This window comes from Photobacterium sp. WH77, assembly GCF_022014395.1.
Taxonomy (GTDB): Bacteria; Pseudomonadota; Gammaproteobacteria; order Enterobacterales; family Vibrionaceae; genus Photobacterium; species Photobacterium arenosum.
On record NZ_JAKLTE010000009.1, the window covers coordinates 56,225 to 76,576 of the forward strand.

General features: G+C 48.6%; 15 protein-coding genes. 5 read left to right on the forward strand and 10 right to left on the reverse strand.

Going from position 1 to position 20,352, the window contains the following annotated elements:
• The first annotated feature begins 42 nt into the window (after window positions 1-42).
• The 4 genes from L6J37_RS11095 to phnR all read left to right on the forward strand — a co-directional run bounded on the left by L6J37_RS11095 (window position 43) and on the right by phnR (window position 4,803).
• Window positions 43-1,056, forward strand: coding sequence for a putative 2-aminoethylphosphonate ABC transporter substrate-binding protein (locus L6J37_RS11095; protein WP_192016666.1), 1,014 nt, complete (start codon window positions 43-45; stop codon window positions 1,054-1,056).
• A gap of 158 nt (window positions 1,057-1,214) precedes the next feature.
• Window positions 1,215-2,291 carry a putative 2-aminoethylphosphonate ABC transporter ATP-binding protein gene (locus L6J37_RS11100; RefSeq protein WP_237795131.1) on the forward strand — a complete coding sequence of 359 codons (1,077 nt, stop codon included), beginning with the start codon at window positions 1,215-1,217 and terminating at the stop codon, window positions 2,289-2,291.
• Between the two features lie 13 nt (window positions 2,292-2,304).
• Window positions 2,305-4,035, forward strand: coding sequence for a putative 2-aminoethylphosphonate ABC transporter permease subunit (locus L6J37_RS11105; protein ID WP_237795132.1), 1,731 nt, complete (start codon window positions 2,305-2,307; stop codon window positions 4,033-4,035).
• Window positions 4,036-4,104: 69 nt separating this feature from the next.
• Window positions 4,105-4,803 (forward strand): phosphonate utilization transcriptional regulator PhnR, encoded by a 699-nt coding sequence (gene phnR, locus L6J37_RS11110; RefSeq protein WP_192016669.1) that lies wholly within the window; start codon window positions 4,105-4,107, stop codon window positions 4,801-4,803.
• 113 nt (window positions 4,804-4,916) lie between these two features.
• On the opposite strand, the gene L6J37_RS11115 is transcribed toward phnR, so the two are convergent.
• The 4 genes from L6J37_RS11115 to L6J37_RS11130 all read right to left on the reverse strand — a co-directional run bounded on the left by L6J37_RS11115 (window position 4,917) and on the right by L6J37_RS11130 (window position 9,237).
• Window positions 4,917-5,681 (reverse strand): amino acid ABC transporter ATP-binding protein, encoded by a 765-nt coding sequence (locus L6J37_RS11115; RefSeq protein WP_192016796.1) that lies wholly within the window; start codon window positions 5,679-5,681, stop codon window positions 4,917-4,919.
• A 26-nt stretch (window positions 5,682-5,707) separates the two neighbouring features.
• A complete protein-coding gene (locus L6J37_RS11120) occupies window positions 5,708-6,799 on the reverse strand; it encodes an amino acid ABC transporter permease (RefSeq protein WP_237795197.1) in 1,092 nt (363 codons plus the stop codon).
• A 14-nt stretch (window positions 6,800-6,813) separates the two neighbouring features.
• Window positions 6,814-8,073 carry an amino acid ABC transporter permease gene (locus L6J37_RS11125; protein WP_237795133.1) on the reverse strand — a complete coding sequence of 420 codons (1,260 nt, stop codon included), beginning with the start codon at window positions 8,071-8,073 and terminating at the stop codon, window positions 6,814-6,816.
• Window positions 8,074-8,187: 114 nt separating this feature from the next.
• Window positions 8,188-9,237, reverse strand: a complete 1,050-nt coding sequence (locus L6J37_RS11130) for an amino acid ABC transporter substrate-binding protein (protein ID WP_237795134.1) — start codon at window positions 9,235-9,237, stop codon at window positions 8,188-8,190.
• A gap of 596 nt (window positions 9,238-9,833) precedes the next feature.
• On the opposite strand from L6J37_RS11130, the gene L6J37_RS11135 reads away from it, so the two are divergent.
• Entirely contained in the window at window positions 9,834-11,141 is a 1,308-nt protein-coding gene (locus L6J37_RS11135; protein WP_218385902.1) for an oligosaccharide flippase family protein, read from the forward strand.
• A gap of 70 nt (window positions 11,142-11,211) precedes the next feature.
• Here L6J37_RS11135 and L6J37_RS11140 read toward each other — a convergent pair whose 3' ends face one another.
• The 6 genes from L6J37_RS11140 to L6J37_RS11165 all read right to left on the reverse strand — a co-directional run bounded on the left by L6J37_RS11140 (window position 11,212) and on the right by L6J37_RS11165 (window position 20,315).
• Complete coding sequence (locus L6J37_RS11140; RefSeq protein WP_237795136.1) at window positions 11,212-13,968, reverse strand: immune inhibitor A domain-containing protein; 2,757 nt, start codon at window positions 13,966-13,968, stop codon at window positions 11,212-11,214.
• A 94-nt stretch (window positions 13,969-14,062) separates the two neighbouring features.
• Window positions 14,063-14,332 (reverse strand): hypothetical protein, encoded by a 270-nt coding sequence (locus tag L6J37_RS11145; RefSeq protein ID WP_218385906.1) that lies wholly within the window; start codon window positions 14,330-14,332, stop codon window positions 14,063-14,065.
• A 607-nt stretch (window positions 14,333-14,939) separates the two neighbouring features.
• Window positions 14,940-15,392, reverse strand: a complete 453-nt coding sequence (locus L6J37_RS11150; RefSeq protein WP_237795138.1) for a GNAT family N-acetyltransferase — start codon at window positions 15,390-15,392, stop codon at window positions 14,940-14,942.
• A 95-nt stretch (window positions 15,393-15,487) separates the two neighbouring features.
• Window positions 15,488-16,864 carry a hypothetical protein gene (locus L6J37_RS11155; protein ID WP_237795140.1) on the reverse strand — a complete coding sequence of 459 codons (1,377 nt, stop codon included), beginning with the start codon at window positions 16,862-16,864 and terminating at the stop codon, window positions 15,488-15,490.
• Window positions 16,865-17,087: 223 nt separating this feature from the next.
• Complete coding sequence (locus L6J37_RS11160) at window positions 17,088-18,488, reverse strand: peptide MFS transporter (RefSeq protein WP_192016677.1); 1,401 nt, start codon at window positions 18,486-18,488, stop codon at window positions 17,088-17,090.
• A 417-nt stretch (window positions 18,489-18,905) separates the two neighbouring features.
• Window positions 18,906-20,315: an FAD-dependent oxidoreductase gene (locus L6J37_RS11165; protein WP_237795142.1), complete on the reverse strand. Its 1,410-nt coding sequence runs from the start codon at window positions 20,313-20,315 to the stop codon at window positions 18,906-18,908.
• Between the last annotated feature and the right edge of the window lie 37 nt (window positions 20,316-20,352).

Consider the following 20,352-nt stretch of genomic DNA (forward strand, 5'->3'; position numbering starts at 1 on the left):
CCAATCTGGTACATACCACATTTACTTTTTTAGGAAGGACATATGAAAAAGACATGGCTTGTTGCACCACTGACGGCAATGATGGCACTGAGCAGCACCCACGCTTTCGCTTCACAGGAACTGACGGTATACACAGCGTTCGAAACGGACATGCTGGCGAAATTCAAAACCGGATTTGAAAAAGCAAACCCGGACATCAAGATCAAATGGGTACGGGATTCCACCGGCATCATGACGGCCAAGCTGCTGGCCGAAAAAGGTAACCCACGTGCAGATGTTGTATGGGGTCTGGCCGGTTCTTCTATGGCACTGCTGAAAGAAGAAGGTGTACTGAAACCTTATCAGCCAAAAGAACTGAGCAAAATCCACAGCAATCTTATCGACCCGCAAGCCAACCCGGCCTGGTTTGGTAACGATGCCTTCTTTAATGCGGTCTGTTTCAATGAAAAAGTGGCCGAGCAACTGGGACTGAGCAAGCCGGCCACCTGGGATGACCTGCTCAAACCAGAATACAAAGGCCATATCGCCATGCCAAACCCAGCCTCATCCGGCACAGGTTACATGCAGGTCTCTGCCTGGCTGCAAACCATGGGTGAGCAAAAAGGCTGGGATTATATGACCAGCCTGGATCAGAACATTGCTCATTACACTCACTCAGGTTCCAAGCCTTGCGTTCAGGCCGGTATGGGTGAAGTCGCTATTGGTATCTCGATGGCAATTCGTGGTGCCAAGCTGAAATCTCAGGGTGCCCCTATCGACATTATCCTGCCTGAAGGTGGCGTAGGCTGGGAAGCGGAAGCCGTTGGCCTGGTCAACACCCAGTCTGATGCCGCAAAGCGTCTGGTTGACTGGTCTTTATCTAAAGATGCCAACCAGCTGTATAACGAGTTCTACCCGGTTGTCGGTCATAAAGACGTGAACAAACCCGTGAAAAACTACCCGAATGTTCAGCAGGCGATGGTGAAAATGGACTTCTCTAAAATGGCAGTCAGCCGTGAAGATGTGCTGAAAACCTGGTCGGATAAATTCGACGCGAAATCTGAACCACGCTCTTAACCGCACCCAATCCTATATCAAGGCAACCGCACGGGTTGCCTTTTTCATTTATCGGGCAGAACCGACTCGGCTGTCTTCTTATCGTCAAGCTTCTGTCATCGAACTGTCATTCATTAGAACTACATTTGGTATATACCAAATAGAGAAATGACTTTGCTATGGAAACTTACCTGAAAATCTCACAAGTCGGTAAACAGTTTGGTCAGTTTACTGCGCTGAACAACATTTCACTGGATATCAACAAAGGCGAATTTGTCTGTTTTCTTGGCCCTTCCGGCTGCGGAAAAACCACCTTGCTGCGTGCCATAGCCGGACTGGATCTGGCCAGCTATGGCACAATTGAACAGGCGGGACGTGACATCACCTATCTGCCGCCGGAAAAACGGGACTTTGGTATTGTTTTTCAGTCCTACGCCCTGTTTCCGAATCTGACTGTGTATGAAAACCTGAGCCTTGGATTGCGCAATCAGGGGAAATCTGTGGCAGAAACAGACAGTATCGTCAGCCAGTGGCTGGAAACCATTGCCCTGCCGACCGCCGGTAATAAATACCCAAGCCAGTTATCCGGCGGACAACAGCAACGGGTAGCACTGGCCCGTGCCTTATCATTATCACCAGGATTGTTACTGCTTGATGAACCGCTTTCGGCCCTTGATGCAAAAGTGCGTTCTCATTTACGCGAAGAGATCCGCCGCTTACAACGCAAGCTGGGTATTACGACCATTATGGTGACGCACGATCAGGAAGAAGCGCTCGCGATGGCCGACCGTATCGTGGTCATGAATCACGGCTGTATTGAACAGGTCGGCACCCCACAGGAAATCTATCAGAACCCGAGTTCCCGTTTTGTCGCTGAATTTGTCGGTCAGATGAATTTCTTACCAGCCTCTGTGGTGAGCGAGCAGCAAATGCGAATCGGTGAAAGTCTGCTGCCGCTTCCGGCCGCTCAATTCCAGCGCGGCGAGCAGGTCGAGTTAGGTCTCAGACCGGAAGATCTGCATTTTCTGCCCGCCGGTGAGAAGAGTGACAGCAGCGTGCTGGTACGGATAGACGAACTGGAATTTCAGGGCACTTTCATGCGTGCCGACTGCCAGCTCCAGGGCGCGCATCAGCTGCCGACGATCAAGGTGGATGTCCCTATCCGGGAGACACGTAACCTTGGCCTGAGCCGTGGCCATTATCTGCAGTTGCACATTGCCGATAAGCATACCCATATCTACCGCCAAAGCCGATAAGCAGGACGTCACCATGACTCAACTGACCCGACCGCTTCCTACGTCAAAATCCGGTCTTTTACAATCCATCACTCGTCTGCGCCATCACTTTAGTCGTGACAACGTCACTCTGGCCGTGCTCTTAGTGATATTTAGCGCACTGATGGCGGCTTTTATCGTCGCGCCACTACTTGCCATGCTGCAAAAAAGTGTACAGAACGCTGAGGGCGACTTTGTCGGCCTGGCCAATTTTGCCACCTACTTTGCATCACCTGCCCTGTGGCAGTCATTGCAAAATACCGTGGTAATCGGTGTGGTTGTCACTGTCATTGTTGGCCTGCTGGCTTTTGGTTTTGCCTTTGCCTTAACCCGCAGCTGTATGCCATTCAAAGGCGTCTTTACCGTCATCGGTTCTGCCCCCATTCTGGCGCCATCACTGTTACCTGCCATCAGTCTGATCTATCTGTTCGGTAATCAGGGCATCGCCAAAGAGATGCTGTTCGGCCACAGTATATACGGCCCCATCGGCATTGCGATTGGTCTGGTATTATGGACCTTCCCTCATGCTTTGATGATCATCAGTACATCGCTGAAAACATCCGATGCCAGGCTCTACGAAGCTGCTAAAGCGCTCAATACATCCAGTGTGCGCACTTTCTTTCTGGTTACTTTGCCGGGGGCGAAATACGGCCTGATCAGCGCCTTGATCGTGGTATTTACCCTGGTTGTCTGCGACTTTGGTGTCCCTAAAGTCATTGGCGGTCAATACAATGTGTTGGCAACAGACATTTTCAAACAAGTAGTCGGGCAGCAAAACTTCGCTATGGGTGCCGTAACGTCCGTCATGCTGTTACTGCCCGCTTTGCTGGCCTTTGCCGGCGATCGCTGGGTGCAGAAAAAACAGCAGAACCTGTTCGATGCCCGTTCAGTCGCTTACCAGCCAGAGCCAAACCGCCTCCGTGACGGCGCATGTTTGCTGTTCTGCTCGCTGATCTCACTGGCGATTCTGAGTGTCATTGCCATGGCGGTGTACGGCTCTCTGGTCACATTCTGGCCATGGAACACGGCATTGAGTCTGAACAACTATAACTTTACTGAATTCAGTACCTACGGCTGGGCACCGTATTTCAGTTCACTGAAACTGGCTGGAATGGTCGCACTGGCAGGGACACTGGTGATTTTTACCTGCGCCTACTGCATTGAAAAAGGGCAAAGTTTCGCCCCACTGCGTAACCTGCTGCAAATGCTGGCGATTCTGCCGATGGCTGTACCGGGTATGGTATTAGGGCTGGGCTACATCTTTTTCTTCAACCACAGCGACAATCCGCTGTCCTGGATTTACGGCACACTGACCATACTGGTGGTCAATACCATTACTCACTACTACACAGTCGGCCATATGACCGCAGTGACAGCGCTGAAACAGTTGCCGGGCGAAATCGAAGCGATCTCTGCATCGCTCAACATTCCTCAGTTCAAGACGTTCCTGAAAGTCACTGTCCCTGTGTGTACCCCAGCCATTTTAGAGATTGCGACCTACCTGTTTGTGAATGCGATGACCACCACATCGGCCATTGTTTTTCTGTATGCCTCAGACACCATGCCTGCATCCGTGTCTGTCCTGAATATGGACGATGCCGGTCAAACCGGTCCTGCCGCCGCGATGGCGGTTATGATCCTGCTGACTGCGGCTGCAGTGAAACTCATGCATCTTGGTGCAAACTGTCTGAGTGATAAATACACCCAAGCCTGGCGTAACCGCTGATGACTCTGTGAAAACAGACTTTATAATAGCTAACCAATTGAACCCTGGTCGGCAACGGGAAGGATTAACGTGCAATATTTAAGAATCATGGAAGCCATCAACGAACAGATTGATGCCGGGCTTCTGGCAGGCGGGCACAAACTGCCTGCTGAACGTAAGCTGGCGGAGTCTTTCAACACCACACGCGTCACTCTGCGTGAGTCGCTGGCCTTGCTCGAAGCCGAAGGTAAGCTGTATCGGGAAGATCGCCGCGGCTGGTTTGTCTCACCGGTACCGCTTTTGTACGATCCGACGTACACCACGGATTTTCCGGCCATGGCCAAAGCACAAGGTCGCGAAGCGCGTTCTGAGCTGCTCTCCGCCAAGCGTGTGCCTGCCAGCCGGCGCGCCGCCTCGCTGCTGAATGTCAAACCACTGACCGAAGTGTACCGCATTGACCGGCTGCGATTTCTTGATAATCGTCCGGTCGTGGTGGTCACAAATTTTATCTCACCCTCCCATTTCCCTGATTTGTTCGAGCACAATATTATCGACTCGCTCACGACTACGTACCGTGAGCAATACGGCGTGATTTATTCCAAAACCCGGTTCCGGGTTCGCTCTACATCCCTGATGGCGGAAACCGCCCATCATCTCAGGGCAACATCTGGCACACCCGCCATGTTTGTCGAACGGGTAAACTACGACCAGAGCGGCAACCTGATTGACTGCGATTTAGAATACTGGCGCCACGACGCAATTTTGATTGAGTCGACGGCGACGATTTAACGGGTTATCCGCCAGTGCGCTACGCCCTCTTTAGCTAACAAAAAATGGCGCCTGAAAAGGCGCCATGACAATCGTTCTTTCCGTCACCTAAAAGCCGCTTCAGGGATGGAAAATCAGTGAATGATCTGCTGCAGGAAATTTTGCGTGCGGTCAAACTGCGGGTTACTGAAGAACGCCTCCGGGGCATTCTGCTCAATAATTTCACCTGCATCCATGAAGATCACACGATCCGCCACTTCGCGGGCAAAGCCCATTTCATGCGTCACACAGAGCATGGTCATGCCGTCTTCTGCCAGCTCAACCATCACATCCAATACCTCGCGAACCATTTCCGGATCAAGGGCTGACGTCGGCTCATCGAACAGCATGATTTGCGGCTCCATACACAATGAGCGGGCAATCGCCACACGCTGCTGCTGACCACCGGACAGCTGGCCCGGAAACTTATGTGCCTGCTCGGCAATCCGCACCCGCTCCAGGTACTTCATTGCCAGGGCTTCAGCTTCTTGCTGCGACTTTTTCTTCACCCACATCTGCGCCAGCGTACAGTTTTCCAGCACACTCAGATGGGGAAACAAGTTAAAGTGCTGAAAACACATACCGACTTCGCGACGCACCAGCTCGATATTTTTCAGATCGTCCTTCAGCTCTGTCCCGGCGACAACGATGTCGCCGCGCTGGTGTTCTTCCAGATGGTTGATACAGCGAATCATGGTCGATTTACCCGAGCCGGAAGGCCCGCAGATCACAATTTTTTCGCCCTGTTCCACTTCCAGATTAATGTTTTTCAACACATGGAACTCGCCATACCACTTGTTGACATCTTTCAGACGGATGACAGGTTCTTTGTCCGAACTCTGGTTCACTTTTTCAATCATAGACATCCTAACTTCCTTGTAATTGATCAATGCCCGGTATGGAGTTTGTTTTCCAGATAAAGGCTATAACGTGACATTCCAAAGCACATCACCCAGAAAATGAAGGCCGCAAATAAATAACTTTCTGTTGAGAAGCCGAGCCAGGCCGGATCACTGTTCGCCGACTGAGCGATGCCCAGTACATCAAACATACCGATAATCAGCACCAGGCTGGTATCTTTGAGCAAGGCAATAAAGGTATTGACGATCGACGGAATACTGACTTTCAGCGCCTGGGGCAGAATAACTAAACGCATCATTTTCCAGTAGCCCAAACCCAGCGCTTCCGCCGCTTCGTACTGCCCTTTAGAAATAGACTGTAAACCGCCCCTTATCGCTTCGGCCATGTAGGCCGAGTTAAAGAGCACCACACCAATCAGCGCACGCAGTAATTTGTCAATTTCCGTGCCGCCAGAAAGGAACAAGGGCAGCATGACAGACGCCATGAAAAGGACGGTAATTAATGGCACGCCACGCCAGAACTCGATATACACAGTACTTATGCTGCGGATAACCGGCATGTCTGAGCGTCGCCCGAGCGCCAGCAATACACCAAAAGGCAGAGAAGCGAGTATGCCTGTCAGCGCGATAATCAGAGTGACCATCAGCCCGCCCCACTGGTGCGTCTCGACAGTTTCCAGGCCGAATGTACCGCCGTGTAACAGCATGGCTGACAAAACAGGAAACGGGATCAGGGTGATCAGTAACGCCCATTTTTTATAGGGGATACGATCCACCAGCAACCACAGGATTAACCCTGCTGTGGCTGCAAAAAACACCACAGGTCGCCAGATCTCCGATTCCGGATAAAAACCAAACATGAACTGTTCGAACCGTGCCTGAATAAATACCCAGCACGCGCCTTCCCGGGTACAGGCGTCACGGGTTGAGCCAATAAAATCCGCATCCAGTACGGCCCACTGGAGAACCTGTTCAGCCCAGGTAACAACCAGCCAGAGCAGCCCCAGTGTGACCACTGTATTGACCGGACCGGCAAACAGGTTTTTGCGTAACCAGCCGCCCACACCCGTTAACTTTGCCGGCGGGGTTTCTGAAGGCGTAAAATCAAATGTTTTCATCATGCTACCTCTTACTACCTTTCCACCAGCGCAATCTTGCGGTTATACATATTCATCAAAAGTGACGTCAGTAAACTCAGCGCAAGATACACTGCCATTGTCATCGCAATAATTTCAATGGCCTGCCCTGTCTGATTCAGGGTCGTACCGGCAAACACAGACACCAGATCCGGGTAGCCTATCGCCATGGCAAGCGAAGAGTTTTTAACCAGATTCAGGTACTGGCTGGTCAGAGGCGGCACAATGACACGCAATGCCTGCGGGATAACAATCAACCTGAGCGTATGCGAACTTTTCAGCCCCAGCGAGTGCGCTGCTTCCGTCTGTCCATGACTGACAGCCATAATCCCCGAACGAACAATTTCAGCAATAAAAGAAGCGGTATAAATACTCAATGCAACCAGTAAAGCAAACAGCTCAGGCATAACAGAAATACCGCCACGAAAGTTAAAACCTTTCAGCTCGGGATATTCCAGTGACACAGGCTGACCCGACACAAAATACGTCAGCACAGGCAAGACCAGCAGCATGCCAAGGGAATAGCGCCAGGTCGGACGCTGCTCCCCCGTGGCCTTCTGATGCCGGCTGGCCCGGATATGAACAACGACACCCGCAATCACACTGATTACGACAGCAGCGAGTACCATCCAGGCGCCTTGCTCATAAACAGGTGCTGGCACATACAAACCGCGCACATTCAGGAACGCGGCTTCACCCAATGACAATGATTGTCTTGGCGAAGGTAAGGCACGCAGAACAACGAAATACCAGAAAAGAATTTGCAGCAATAGCGGCACATTTCGGAACACTTCGATATACACAGCAGCCAGGCGGCTTAACAACCAGTTTTTTGATAAGCGGGCAATGCCAATAACGAAACCCAGCGTTGTTGCCAGCACTATGCCAAGAATACCGACCAATGCTGTATTCAGTAATCCAACAATAAAAGTCCGGCCATAGCTATATGTCTCATCATATTCAATGAGCGACATGCCAATACCGAAACCAGCGGTTTGATCCAAAAAATCAAAACCGGTTGCGATTCCCCTTTGCGCTAAATTATCCAGCGCATTACTGACAACGGTATATAAAAATAACCCGACGGCCAGAATTAGCAGCGACTGGAAAAAAACGGCACGAGCACCCGGATGATAAATTAAAGAACGGAGGTTCAAGGAAGGTGTTTCAGAAACGGCGGCGTTTTTTTCGCCCGTCGTTCCATTCTTTTTGTCTTTTTCGGTGACAGCATCGAATTCAACTTCACTCAGTGCCATACAACTACCCTGTTAAGCAAATGGATTTTCATCTTTTCATGATTCATTTCAATGAAAAGCTGTTCCAATCAGGCGGGGAAATATCCCCGCCACGTATTGAATATTAACCGGTAATTAACGCACAGGTGGCGCGTACATGATGCCGCCGTCTTTCCAGAGGGCATTCAGACCACGGGCAATTTTCAATGGCGAGCCGGCACCAACATTTCGCTCAAAGCTGTCGCCATAGTTACCCACTTGCTTGATAACCTGATAAGACCAATCGTCAGCAAGACTCAGGCCGGCACCTTTCGGACCATCCAGACCTAAAATACGGCGTACGTTTGGATCGGTCGATTTCAGTTTGGCATCAACATTGCTCTGATTAATACCGTACTCTTCGGCATTCACCATCACGCTCAGTGTCCACTTCACTATGTTAAACCACTTGTCATCACCCTGACGTACTACCGGACCTAACGGTTCCTTTGAAATCACTTCAGGCAACACAACCGCTGACGATGGGTTGGCCAGTTTGATACGCAGTGAATACAGCTGAGACTGATCTGAGGTCAGCACATCACAACGCCCTGCTTCGAATCCTTTTACCGTTTGATCTGAAGTATCAAAAACGACGGGCTTAAAGCTCATGTCGTTAGTGCGGAAGTAATCGGCCAGATTCAGCTCTGTTGTGGTACCAGACTGAATACAGACTGACGCACCATCCAGCTCTTTCGCAGACTTCACTCCTAAATCTTTACTGACCATAAAACCTTGGCCGTCGTAATAGTTCACGCCGACAAAATTCAGCCCCAGGGCCGTGTCACGTTGCAGTGTCCATGTTGTATTACGGGACAGCACATCCACTTCGCCAGATTGCAGCGCGGTAAAACGCTCTTTGGCCGTTAACGGGATATATTGCACTTTACTGGCATCTTTCAGAACTGCAGATGCAACGGCACGACAGAATTCAACATCAATACCTTCCCAGTTCCCTTTGGCGTCGGTATTTGAAAAACCTGGCAGCCCAGTGCTGACACCGCACTTAAGCACACCGGCTTGTTTTACTTTATCTAATGTTTCAGATCCTGAAGCCATTTCGGCATGAGCGCTTGCAGAAATACCTGCCAGCATCAGAGATGAAGCAATTAAAGAAGCTGAAAAAAGGTTTCTTTTGTTTTTCATAAAGACTTCCTGTCTGTTGTGTTGACTAACCTGAATGGTTATTTGTGCTGTTTTAATATTTGTAAATCGCACTCACATGTTTCAGTTGCATATGACTACGATCCCATTCTTTATGCTGTGTTATGCATAAATAACCGCACTAACTCAGCATTTTCATACGATAGGTAATCTATCGCATCCTTATTTAACATTCTTATAGCATTTGACATGCCAAAACACCGACAAGATCTCATTCAACTTCATTTGGGTTTATTATCTGAACATTGATTAAAAAGGCAGGATAAAAAGCCGCAAAAGCAACAAAAGTAAAGATGATAAAAATATTAATAATTTTGATATTTTCAAAGCGCACTTTAATTGTGCATGGACTGCACATTTTGCGTATAAACAATGATTTTGACTTGCACAATAACAGGGCATCCACTACTGATATTTCACCAAATATGCTCATGAATTAACATTATTCCCTTTTTCATTTCTTCATTGCAGCGATCATTGAGCATAGTGTGACAGGTGAAACTGAACTGGTCGGGTTCTTTACATAGTCAAACACAGGCATAATTCATTGTGTTTTTATTTTGACGGATACCTGATCAATGCGTTCATCGCCGGTTAATTCTCACTCAGATTATTTAAAATCAGGCAGCTTAATTTTATTCTTTAGCCTGGGTCTTGGCTTCATCGCAGACTACCTGTTTAACCTGACACTCAGTCAGGCACTTTCCAGTCATGAATACGGCGATTACAAAGTCGCTTATGCCTTTGCTACTTTAACCAGTATGATCATCTTATTAGGCGGTGATCGGGTTGCTCCACGAGTGCTGTCCGGCGCCATCGAGAATAAAGACCGCCACTATATCGTCTCTTTTCTTCTTTTCTATGGCGGCATCGCCATGCTGTTTTCAGCCTTCGTCATACTGGCCACTTACTTAGGTGGGGTACTGCATCTGGGAAAAACGGATGTGCTGGGCCATCACCCGCTGATGATAATCACATTTGTCATCCCCCTGATTGCCATTGGCGCTCTGTTTAGCCGTGTACTGCAATCGGCAAAATTGCTGGCAGCTTCTAACCTGCCCTGGCGGATTGCACTGCCTGCGATTAAAACCTGTCTCTTGTTACTGCTAATGTCGGCGATTAGCGAGGTGGAGTATTGGCATGTCATTGTGACCGGAGGCTTCACCGTTGCCGCTATCGTGATCTGGCAATGGCATAAAATCCGTCAATTGGACTTGATAAGTGCTGACCACTATCGCGCAAATGTCCTTGAAAAACGCAGGCTGTTAAGTCTGTCCGTTCCTATGATGCTCGCCATGTTGGTGACCATGGCTTTAAATCAAATTGACCTTTTTATGCTGGAAATTCTGGCCGATGAACAAGATGTCGGACACTTTGCAGCAGCGGCCACCACAGCCCACTTATTGCCTGTGGCCCAGGTCACGATTGCTGGTTTATTTCTTCCGCTTATTGGCCCGGCGCTCGATGACTGCCCTGACAGCGCCAAAGCCCTGTTCCTGCAGGCACAACGCCTCATTGTTATTGTGACTGTTATACTGACTGCCGCTGTGCTGGCTGTTGGGCCATGGTTATTAACCTTCTTTGGCGATGATTTCGCGCAGGCGGCGCTCTCGCTCAATGTGCTGACAGCCGCATACAGTGTCTGGGCCATGAGTGCTTTCGCCTCAACCTGGCTGCAATACAACGGTAAAGGCCGGCAAGTCATGATTATCGGCGTGCTTACCCTGCTGACAGACACGCTGGCGAATCTGTGGCTCATCCCTGAATTGGGCATGACAGGGGCAGCCATGGCAACATGTCTGGCAATGTTTGTTGCCTCTGCTCTGACCTGGCATCAATTGATCGCGATGCATACAGGAAAATCTCCGCTTCAGATCCCGCGTTAAATCAGGATCAAAAAAAGAGCGCAACCAGACTGGCTGCGCTCAAAACTGCAGGAGCTAAACAGAACTTTCGTTACAGATTAACCGTTATCGCTTTTGACGTAATGCCACCATCATTATCGATAATTTTGATTGTGACTTCATGCTGACCATAGCTCGGGAAAATCGAAGTAAACACACGACCTCGTTTCACCTTGCCATTCGGCAACGTCCACTCGGTATCCACGATACGGCCATCACTGTCTGTGCTGGTTGACCACATAGTGACCCAGCGACCCAGATGAATATATTTCGCGCTTGCTTCAGGCAAGGCATTCGGTGTCTCGACAGTGACTGTGTAACTAAAGGTATCGGTCGCCCCTTTGTCATCGGTTACCGTTAAGCTGACCGGATAACTGCCAGCTTGCTGATATTGCCAGACTGGCGCTTCTTCACTGCTGGTTTGGCCGTTGCCGAAATCCCATTGGTAGGCTGTAATCTGACCATCAGGATCTACACTCAGGTTATTCGCTGATACCGTCAGGCCATCAACATTCAGCTCAAAACTCGCGGTTGGCAACTCATTGTGCGACGCAGCTTTAGATAAGCGCACCACGCCAAACTCGTTGTTCGGGCCTTGCTCGACAACATCAATCATCAGGCCAAATTCAGTCAGCTTGCGACCTGAATCCGGGGCCATCGGAGAGCTGTAATCTTCCGCATCAGAGAAGTAGGCATTACCAATCAGGCTGCTGTCTTCCAGCACATCCCCGCTGCTGTTTACCAAACGCAACGGCGCCTGATCCTGCAATGAGAATGCTGCGTCGCGTACCTGGAACCGCGTCTGTGCCGCCTGGCCAGAGCCAGTCCAAACCAGCGCATTCTGATCCGCATCAACAACGCCTAACCAGCCTTCACCGGGGTGTTTGCCTACCCAGTTGTCCGTCATCGACTCATCGACATACCAAACAATCAAACCAGGCTCAAAGGTCATGATCTGGCCCATGCGTTTGATATTTGCCAGGCCTTCATCGACACCTGTATGGCTACGCCATTGCAGCAGGTAATAATGCGCGGCATCGTGGTAGCCATCAGACAACTTGTAGCCTGCAAAGGCAAAGCTTGAGCCGGATTCGCCATTGTCAATCGCGGTAACAGCGCCATCTACATCCAGAACCATATTGTCCAGATACAGACCATCCATCGCCAGACCGCCGTCTGTCACATAATCAAAGCTCAGCGAAATTTCCTGACCGGCATAAGCCGTCAAATCAAACTCAGCATCAATCCAGCCATTTGAATCACCGCCAATCGCTGGTGCCAGACCTGTGTTATACGGATCATCCATGGAAGTGACATTGCCGCTGATTGGCTTGCCATTAACCAGAACACGGGCAAAATCGTAGTCTTTTTCTATCTGATACCAAGCTTTGAATTTCAGTGTCGCTTTTGCGCCCGCAGGAACAGTCAGTTTGCGAGTCATGCTGTTACGCAGATCATCGCCTTTGCCCGAATGGAACGAGTACTGGCCTTCGAACGGTTTCAGTGTCTCTATGCGTTTATTTGGCAGTGAGACTTTCACCATGTTAGGTTTTTTGGTGTCTGTCGTCTGGAACAGGGTAAAGTCACGCGGGGCATTTTCCAGCTCGCTGATAGCAACCTGCTGATCATTAACCCACTGTCCGCCAATAGACTGCTGCAAGAATTGCTTCGCCCAGGAGCTGAACGCAGTAGGCTGCGTGCCGCCTATCTTACCGGCCCAGCTGCCCGAGGACATGATGGACCAATAAGAAACAGGTTCGCCCTGCCCGGTATATTGGGTGTCGTACTCGTCCGGCAGTCCAAGATCGTGGCCGTATTCGTGGGCACACACACCTGCTGCTGCATCAATAGGCTGAACCGTGTAATCGTAGGCAGCATACTGGCCGTTAAAGCGTCCCGGCACTGTACTCTTGGTGCCTGCCAGCACGTGATACTGGCCAAGGTTGAAGCGGTGCGACCAGATTGCGTTTGCGCCCAGCACACCGCCGCCAGCTTCTTCGCCGACAGAAGAGTGGAATATCATCAGGTGATCGATCACGCCATCAGGTTCACGATAATTACCGTCACCATCGTAATCGTAGCGGTCTTCTACATCGTAGTCGGCCAGGTTAATCGTCGGATCCTGCGCCAATTGGTTCAGGGCTTCACGCACCAGTTCCTGTGCATTCAGATCGTTATCCGTTGTGGGTGAATTACCACCATAAAAAGCCGCATTTTTCGATGCGCGATACCAACCGGCAGCCTGTCCCATTACCGAGTAGGAATCTCCGGACTCCGCCTCGTAAAACTGACGCATTGAAATCAGGTTTTCACCGTTTGGTCCGGTATATCCGGCCCCTGAAAACAGCAGATCCTGATAATGGCCCGGTTCATAGCTGTCATACAGCATCTCTGTATGGTCTTTCGTCAGGCGGTTGTCATTCCATGGCAGATCAGGGAAATCAATTAACAATGCCAGCACTTTATCTGTTCGCTTCTGGCCAACATCCAGTGCAAAAATATTGGCACGCTGGTTGCCTTTATTTTTCTGAATCGCCTTTAGCACTTTGGCTCTTTTTTCTAAGGCCTGTTTACCAAATTGCGCATCCCCTTTAAAACCTGAACGTATTTTATTATCCAGATATTTATCCAGTGCGTGACGCTTCTGCTCCTCTGAAGCATCCGCTTCAACAACACCATTTCTTACCAGCATTTCAATGAGTTTATCTTCATTAACAACGCCCATATCAGCGGGTGTATGCGCATAGCCACTACCACTAAATAAAGTGAACATTGCTGAAGCCAGCAATGTTTTCTTCATATGTTTCATTTACTGTCCTTATTTATTATTTCCATCGTGAAGCTGTCAAAACCCCGGCTGAGCACATTGTGCTCAGCGGTTAACAACATTATTTAATGCGTTATTATTCTGGTGAAATACACGTTTTTTTGGTGTCGTCCAAAGTGTCTGGTTGCCCGGTTGTGTCATTGGCTTTTTGCTTTTTATCTTTCATCGTAGCTTTACGATGTAAGTAAATTCGCAATGCTTCCTGTTTTTCCGTGTATGAGAGCCCTTTGCAAATAATGCCCTGCTCTTCTAATGCACGAAGTAATCGCTCATCGTCCGGCTGAACCTGAGCAAGGGATATCTGTGGACAAACCCACAAAATGATGAATAACCATGCACGTTTCACGACTGACCTCAACACATGTAAACAATGTGTAACAAACTATATGCAACGATATTGCCCATCAATATGCCAAAACGGTCTGTTTGGCTGAGCATCACAACTTAAACATAAACAGTAAACTATCTATAATGAACCAATCATTGAAATATCAACTATTTAGTCAAAACAGGAGCATAAATAGCTAACATATCTATCACTAAGTAAAGATCACTTTGAACTAAAGTTCCTTTCGTTCGAGCAACAATCACCTTCATTCTTATATCGTTATAATAAAAACCACCAATACAGGTCGGATCAGTATGCATTTATATTCTGAAATATTGTGTAACTATTTTGTGTGATTTATTTGACGCGCGTCGAGAAAATGCTTCTATTACTATCAATAAGCGAAAAATGAATGAATACCAGTGAATTACGCTGCCATTTTAATTAAGTACTTAGCTAACAAAGAATATTTAAGGTATGTACTAAGCCGCGACTCAACATGAATAAAAAACGGCGGCGATAAAGTGTACATCGCGGTAAAAGAAAATATTAGAGAACGTTTATGTTTCGAACAAAAAGGAATCAGCCTCACCCTGAACAGATAAGGGCTGATTAACAGAAGAGATTAACGATCGACAATTGAGCCGATCGGCAGGACAAATTTAAACGACTCATGGTGAAAGCCGGCATTCACATAAAAAGCATGAGTGTCCTCTCGTGTCACTGAACTGGTGACTTCAATACAAACACAGTCACGCTCCACCGCGTTGATTCTGGCATATTCAAGCAACTCTGAGCCTATCCCCTTATTTCGGTGTTGAGCATCAACCACCAAAGCAGTGATACGGGCATACCGCGCAGCCGAAGGAAAATAGTCAAAAAAGATCAGCGACATCACCGCCACTAACTGATCGTTTATTTCAGCTACCGTTATCAGTTCAGAATCGGAATCCGCAAGATAAATCATCTTCTCGAGGCGCGCCGGCTCGGCGTCATAACCTAGCTGGGCCATCAAACGCGTGAGCGCAGGTGTATCGGCAAGCGTTGCAGGACGGATGTAAAGCTGAGGTGAATGCATGAAGAAATCCTTTCAATGAAGTGAGAACTCGGACTCGGTTTTTCATACCTTACCCCAGTTCCCACATCATCGTCATGCCGTTCCAGATGAAAGGTTTATTGCCAATGCTTGTGTAACGCTTTCGCTAAAGCTTTGTTCTGTGTCATGAGGATACTCTGAGGATTGTCCTTAACAATATTCTGCTTTAACAACGTGACCCCAGCCTTTGATGCATCCGTATCCAAAATCATTGTATTGTTATTGCTGAACTGAATCGTGAGGGTCTGGAAACTCTCATTTGGATCGGATGTAAAACCCCACTCCGCTTCATAGGCGTCCGCCCCCATCGGATTGATCGACACATGGGTGGCAGAAAGAAAGACGAGCTCATTGAGTTCAGGCACCGGAGGCTCTTCTTCTTTTGCATCTGGTCCGGCAGCATCTCTCAGGAGATACCAGATTTTCCCCGTAAAATCCTCTTGGGCCAGATCAGTGCTCCCGTTCATATAATCCGCCTCGGATTGCCAGAACGTCAGAAACTTCTTCGAAGGATCATGATAGACATAACCCAAAGCGATATCCGGGGAAACATACACAAAGTCGATCTTCGTTTCTGGCTGAGAAGCCAGGGTCACGGATGTACCTGAAACCTGGTAATCCGTACCCGCCTGAATGTAACCAATATCGCTGCTGGTAATTTTTCCATCCGTAAATGTGAGCTTATGTGGGATATCAATTGAAGCATTGAGCCACTCCAGAAATTTCACGCCACCGTTTCCTTCCAGGAAGGGCTGGATACCTTTCACACGGTCGGAGCGACTGAACTGCCCGCTTTTTTTATCCAGCGTTAAAGTGACGGCATCAAAATCAGCGTGATTGTTTTCCAGCTCCTGAACTTTGTTTTTCAGGTTCTGAATCCAGATTTTCTGCCCTTCCAGATCATTTTCAGACAGGGTTGCACCGAGCATCGCATTCATCGTCCGCGCATACAAATGGACTTTCTTGGCATCAGGATTCGACGATTTTAAAGCCACATAATCCTGATTGAGCAGACTGGCATCCAGATTCAGACTGGCCGCATAATCGGCAAGGCTTAGATCGTTTAAATAAGCCAGAGTCGAAAAAGGGGTCAGGATTGTCTGACCGGCAGGCGCATAGAGTTCCGCATCCTGCCAGACAAAACCTGGATGATCGCTGTCTGAAGATTCACCGGCAATTACTCTGGCAATCAACGGGTACTGGCTGTCACTTGCAGAAATGGTGATTTGACCGTTGCCATTGGTTTTTGCGGTTAACAGTTCGCCTGTATTACAGTGCGCATTGCGATTTCGGTCGACACACAGTTGTGCATTCGACAAATAACCGTCGATCACCTGAACAGTGACCTTGCCGTCGAGATCCTTACCATTGTCATCGTTATTGCCAGAGTCCGAACCACCACACCCCGATAAAATAGCTGTTGTCACCGCAACAGCAAAAAGCGATTTCCTCATGCGCGCCCCTCAAAAATAAAAACTGAACAAATATAAAACAATATTCACATAGGTTATGAATTTTCAACGCAATATGTCCACATGCGCACAACCACAATGTGCGTGTAATCGAATACACAAATTGAGAAGTGAATCGCAATATCAGGAAAAACAGAAGGGAAATTCAGATATAAAAACGGGAGCCTGCTGGCTCCCGCAATATTATTCTCTTTGGATCTTTACATTAAGCTTGTGCCGGTTTTGCGTTGGCTGGCACGTCGGTAGTGTCTGCCACCACTTGACCTTCAGCACCATGCATCCAACGAATCAGCTGATTTGAGAAAACAACCAGAATCAAACCGGACGCTGCTGCTGTCACAGCAATACCACCGAAGATGGCTAGTGGGCCCGCTTCACCTACATGTGCGCCAATCATACCGGCAACATAGTTAGCAACCGCATTAAAGCCAAACCATACACCCATCATCAGGGAAGCCAGACGTAACGGTGCCAGCTTAGTCATCATAGACAGACCAATTGGCGACAGGCACAGCTCACCCATGGTGTGGAAGAAATAAGCTGCGACAATCCACAACATAGAGGTCTTGGCCGTCATATCGCCACCCTGCTGCATTACGGCACCAACCATGCACACAAAGCCAATCGCCAGCAGGAAGAGTGCAATGGCAAACTTGATTGGAGAGCTTGGCTCTTTAGGCCCCATTTTTACCCACAATGCAGCCAGCAGCGGTGCCATTGTGATGATAAAGAATGGGTTCAGAGACTGGAACCAGGCTGTGGGTACTTCAAAGCTGCCAATCATACGGTCGGCATATTCCTGAGTGTAAATACTCATCAGACCGCCCGCCTGCTCGAAACCGGCCCAGAATACAACCACGAACAGCCCCATGATCATAATCACTTTCAGGCGATCAATTTCCTTTTTCGTCAAAGGTTGTTTCTTACCGTTGTCAGACATGGCAGCAGCTCGCTTCGCAGCGGGTATTTTACCTATGTTACCCAACAGCTTTTCAGCAAACAGCATTTGGGTGACAAGGCTGAATAGCATACCAATACCTGCAGCCAGGAAACCAGCTTTCCAACCAAAAGCCGTGGACGCTGAACCCGCGACAATACCTGCCAGTAAGGCCCCCAGGTTAATGCCCATGTAGAAAATGGTGAAGGCACCGTCACGGCGGTGATCGCCTTCAGAATACAAATCACCCACCATAGTCGAAATGTTTGGCTTAAACAGACCGTTACCAATAATCAACAGTGCCAGGCCGAGATAAAAAGCTGTTGTGGCGTTCGGGTCAACCAGAGAATGTGGCAGTGCAAGAGTGAACTGCCCTAAAGCCATCAGAACACCACCAATGATAATAGAGCGGCGTTGCCCTAAGAAATTGTCGGCGATCCAACCACCGATCAACGGTGTGATATAAATCAGACCGGTATAGATACCATAGAGACTGAGTGCGTCCTCCGTTGACCAGCCAAGACCACCGCTCACTGTTTTATCGGTAAGATACAGCACCAGAATGGCGCGCATTGCATAGTACGAAAAACGTTCCCAAAGCTCGGTACCAAACAGCAGGAACAAGCCTTTAGGGTGTCCCATCAGGGTCCCATTTCCTTTATTGCTCATAATTATTCTCTTCGTTGAGGTAGCTATGTATCCATAAATGCGGTTCAATTTATAAATTACAAACTAAAACACTGCAAATTTTAACAATATCAGAACAAAATACGAACAACGCAAGTCGTTGATTTTTATAACAACCAAATATCCAGTCGAAAATGGAAATTTACTTTTCACTGACACGACAAATAAACTGTCCATAAAAACACAACAACAAAGAATTAAATGCCAACAGGACATAAAAATTCAGAATTTAACGTTAAATTACAGGGATATTAATGATTATTACATTTGGAGCTGACCGAGTGGTCAAAAACCAGCCACGTTAATACCCAAGGTGTGAATACATTTTTGCAACAGGGTGAATAAAAAAAGCAGGCTTATCCACCTGCTTGGTGTTGCATTCTGAACGGGTGACGTACTTTAGCTCTTATCAGCTTTACCGGCTGATTGAGCAAACCTTGAGAGTTGTGTATCCAGCCAGTTCGGCGTTTGGTTCTCATCTTCCGCGCTTTCTTTTCGTCGTATCGCGTTTCTGACCAGAATGGCCCCCAGCCAGCGAATCGGCTCGGGTGGGAAAGCGCCTTTAGGTCCCGACACTAAGCCAGACCGTGCCCAGTCATTGTCTTCTTCAAGTACCAGGGAGGAGAGGATCTGTCCCCCCATCCAGCTCTGTACTACCCCATTGCCGGAATAGCCCAAACCATACACAACAGAAGGGTTGTCCGCTAAACGTCCAAAAAACGGCATGCCAGTGGCAGAGCGGTCAGAGGCACCTGTCCAGGTCATCGCCAGTGGAACAGACTGCATTGCAGGGAAAAATCGCCGAAAAGCGGTGCGAAGAATCGCTTGGTAACGACTTGGCTGATCAAAAACCGCACTCACTTTATTACCAAAAGAAAAATAGTTGCCACCTTTGCCGAGCATCAACCGGCCATCCGGCGTTGTACGGTAATAGTGAACAAAGGTTCGGCCATCGATCACGGACTTACCGTCGCGTAAACCCAGATTTTTCAGGTGTTCAGGGGCAGGCTCAGTAATCAACATATCAGACGAGACCAGCACCACACTGTGTTTAAATTCAGGGAATAAAGATGGCATCCAGGCATTTAACGCCAGTACCACTTTATCTGCCCGAATATTCCCGCCGGGAGTTGTGATCCGAACCGGAGTTTGCTGCCGATCGATCGCCGTCATAGGCGTGTGTTCAAAAATGGTCACGCCCATTTCCTCTGCAACACGCTTGAGACCTCTGACAAGCAATCCGGGCTGAACTGTCCCTGCCGCTGATGAAAAATGGCCTTCGAGATGAACATCGGATCCCGATTCTGATTGTACCTTTTCCTTCGTCCATGGCTGCCAGGCATTGATCGACTGTTTGTCCAGCGCCGCCAAAACCGGATCCATTGCCCCTATTTGTGCTCTGTTTGATGCCGTATATAAGGTGCCATCTAACCGGATCTGCGCCTCAATGCCATGCGCTTTACAAAACGCCTCTATGTCATAGACCGCCGCTTCAGAGGCCTTCACCAATCGAATTGCTTCTGCTTCACCGTACAGTTTTTTTAAGGTCAGATACTTGGTTGACCAGGTCAGCATACAACCCCCATTGCGACCCGATGCCCCGCTGCCGCAGAGATCTTTTTCAATCACCAGGATATCCAGAGACGGCTGTTTCATTTTCAGCTGAATTGCCGTCCACAGCCCGGTGAACCCGCCACCCACTATGCAGACATCGGTTGTTGTGTCTGTCTCTAATTTCCTGGGGCGAAGATCAGGTTCGTTTTCCAGTGCTTCTTTAAACCAAAATGAGCTGTACTGTGTCGATTGCATTGCGTCACCAAGTGGTATAGACCAAAATTGCGTATAC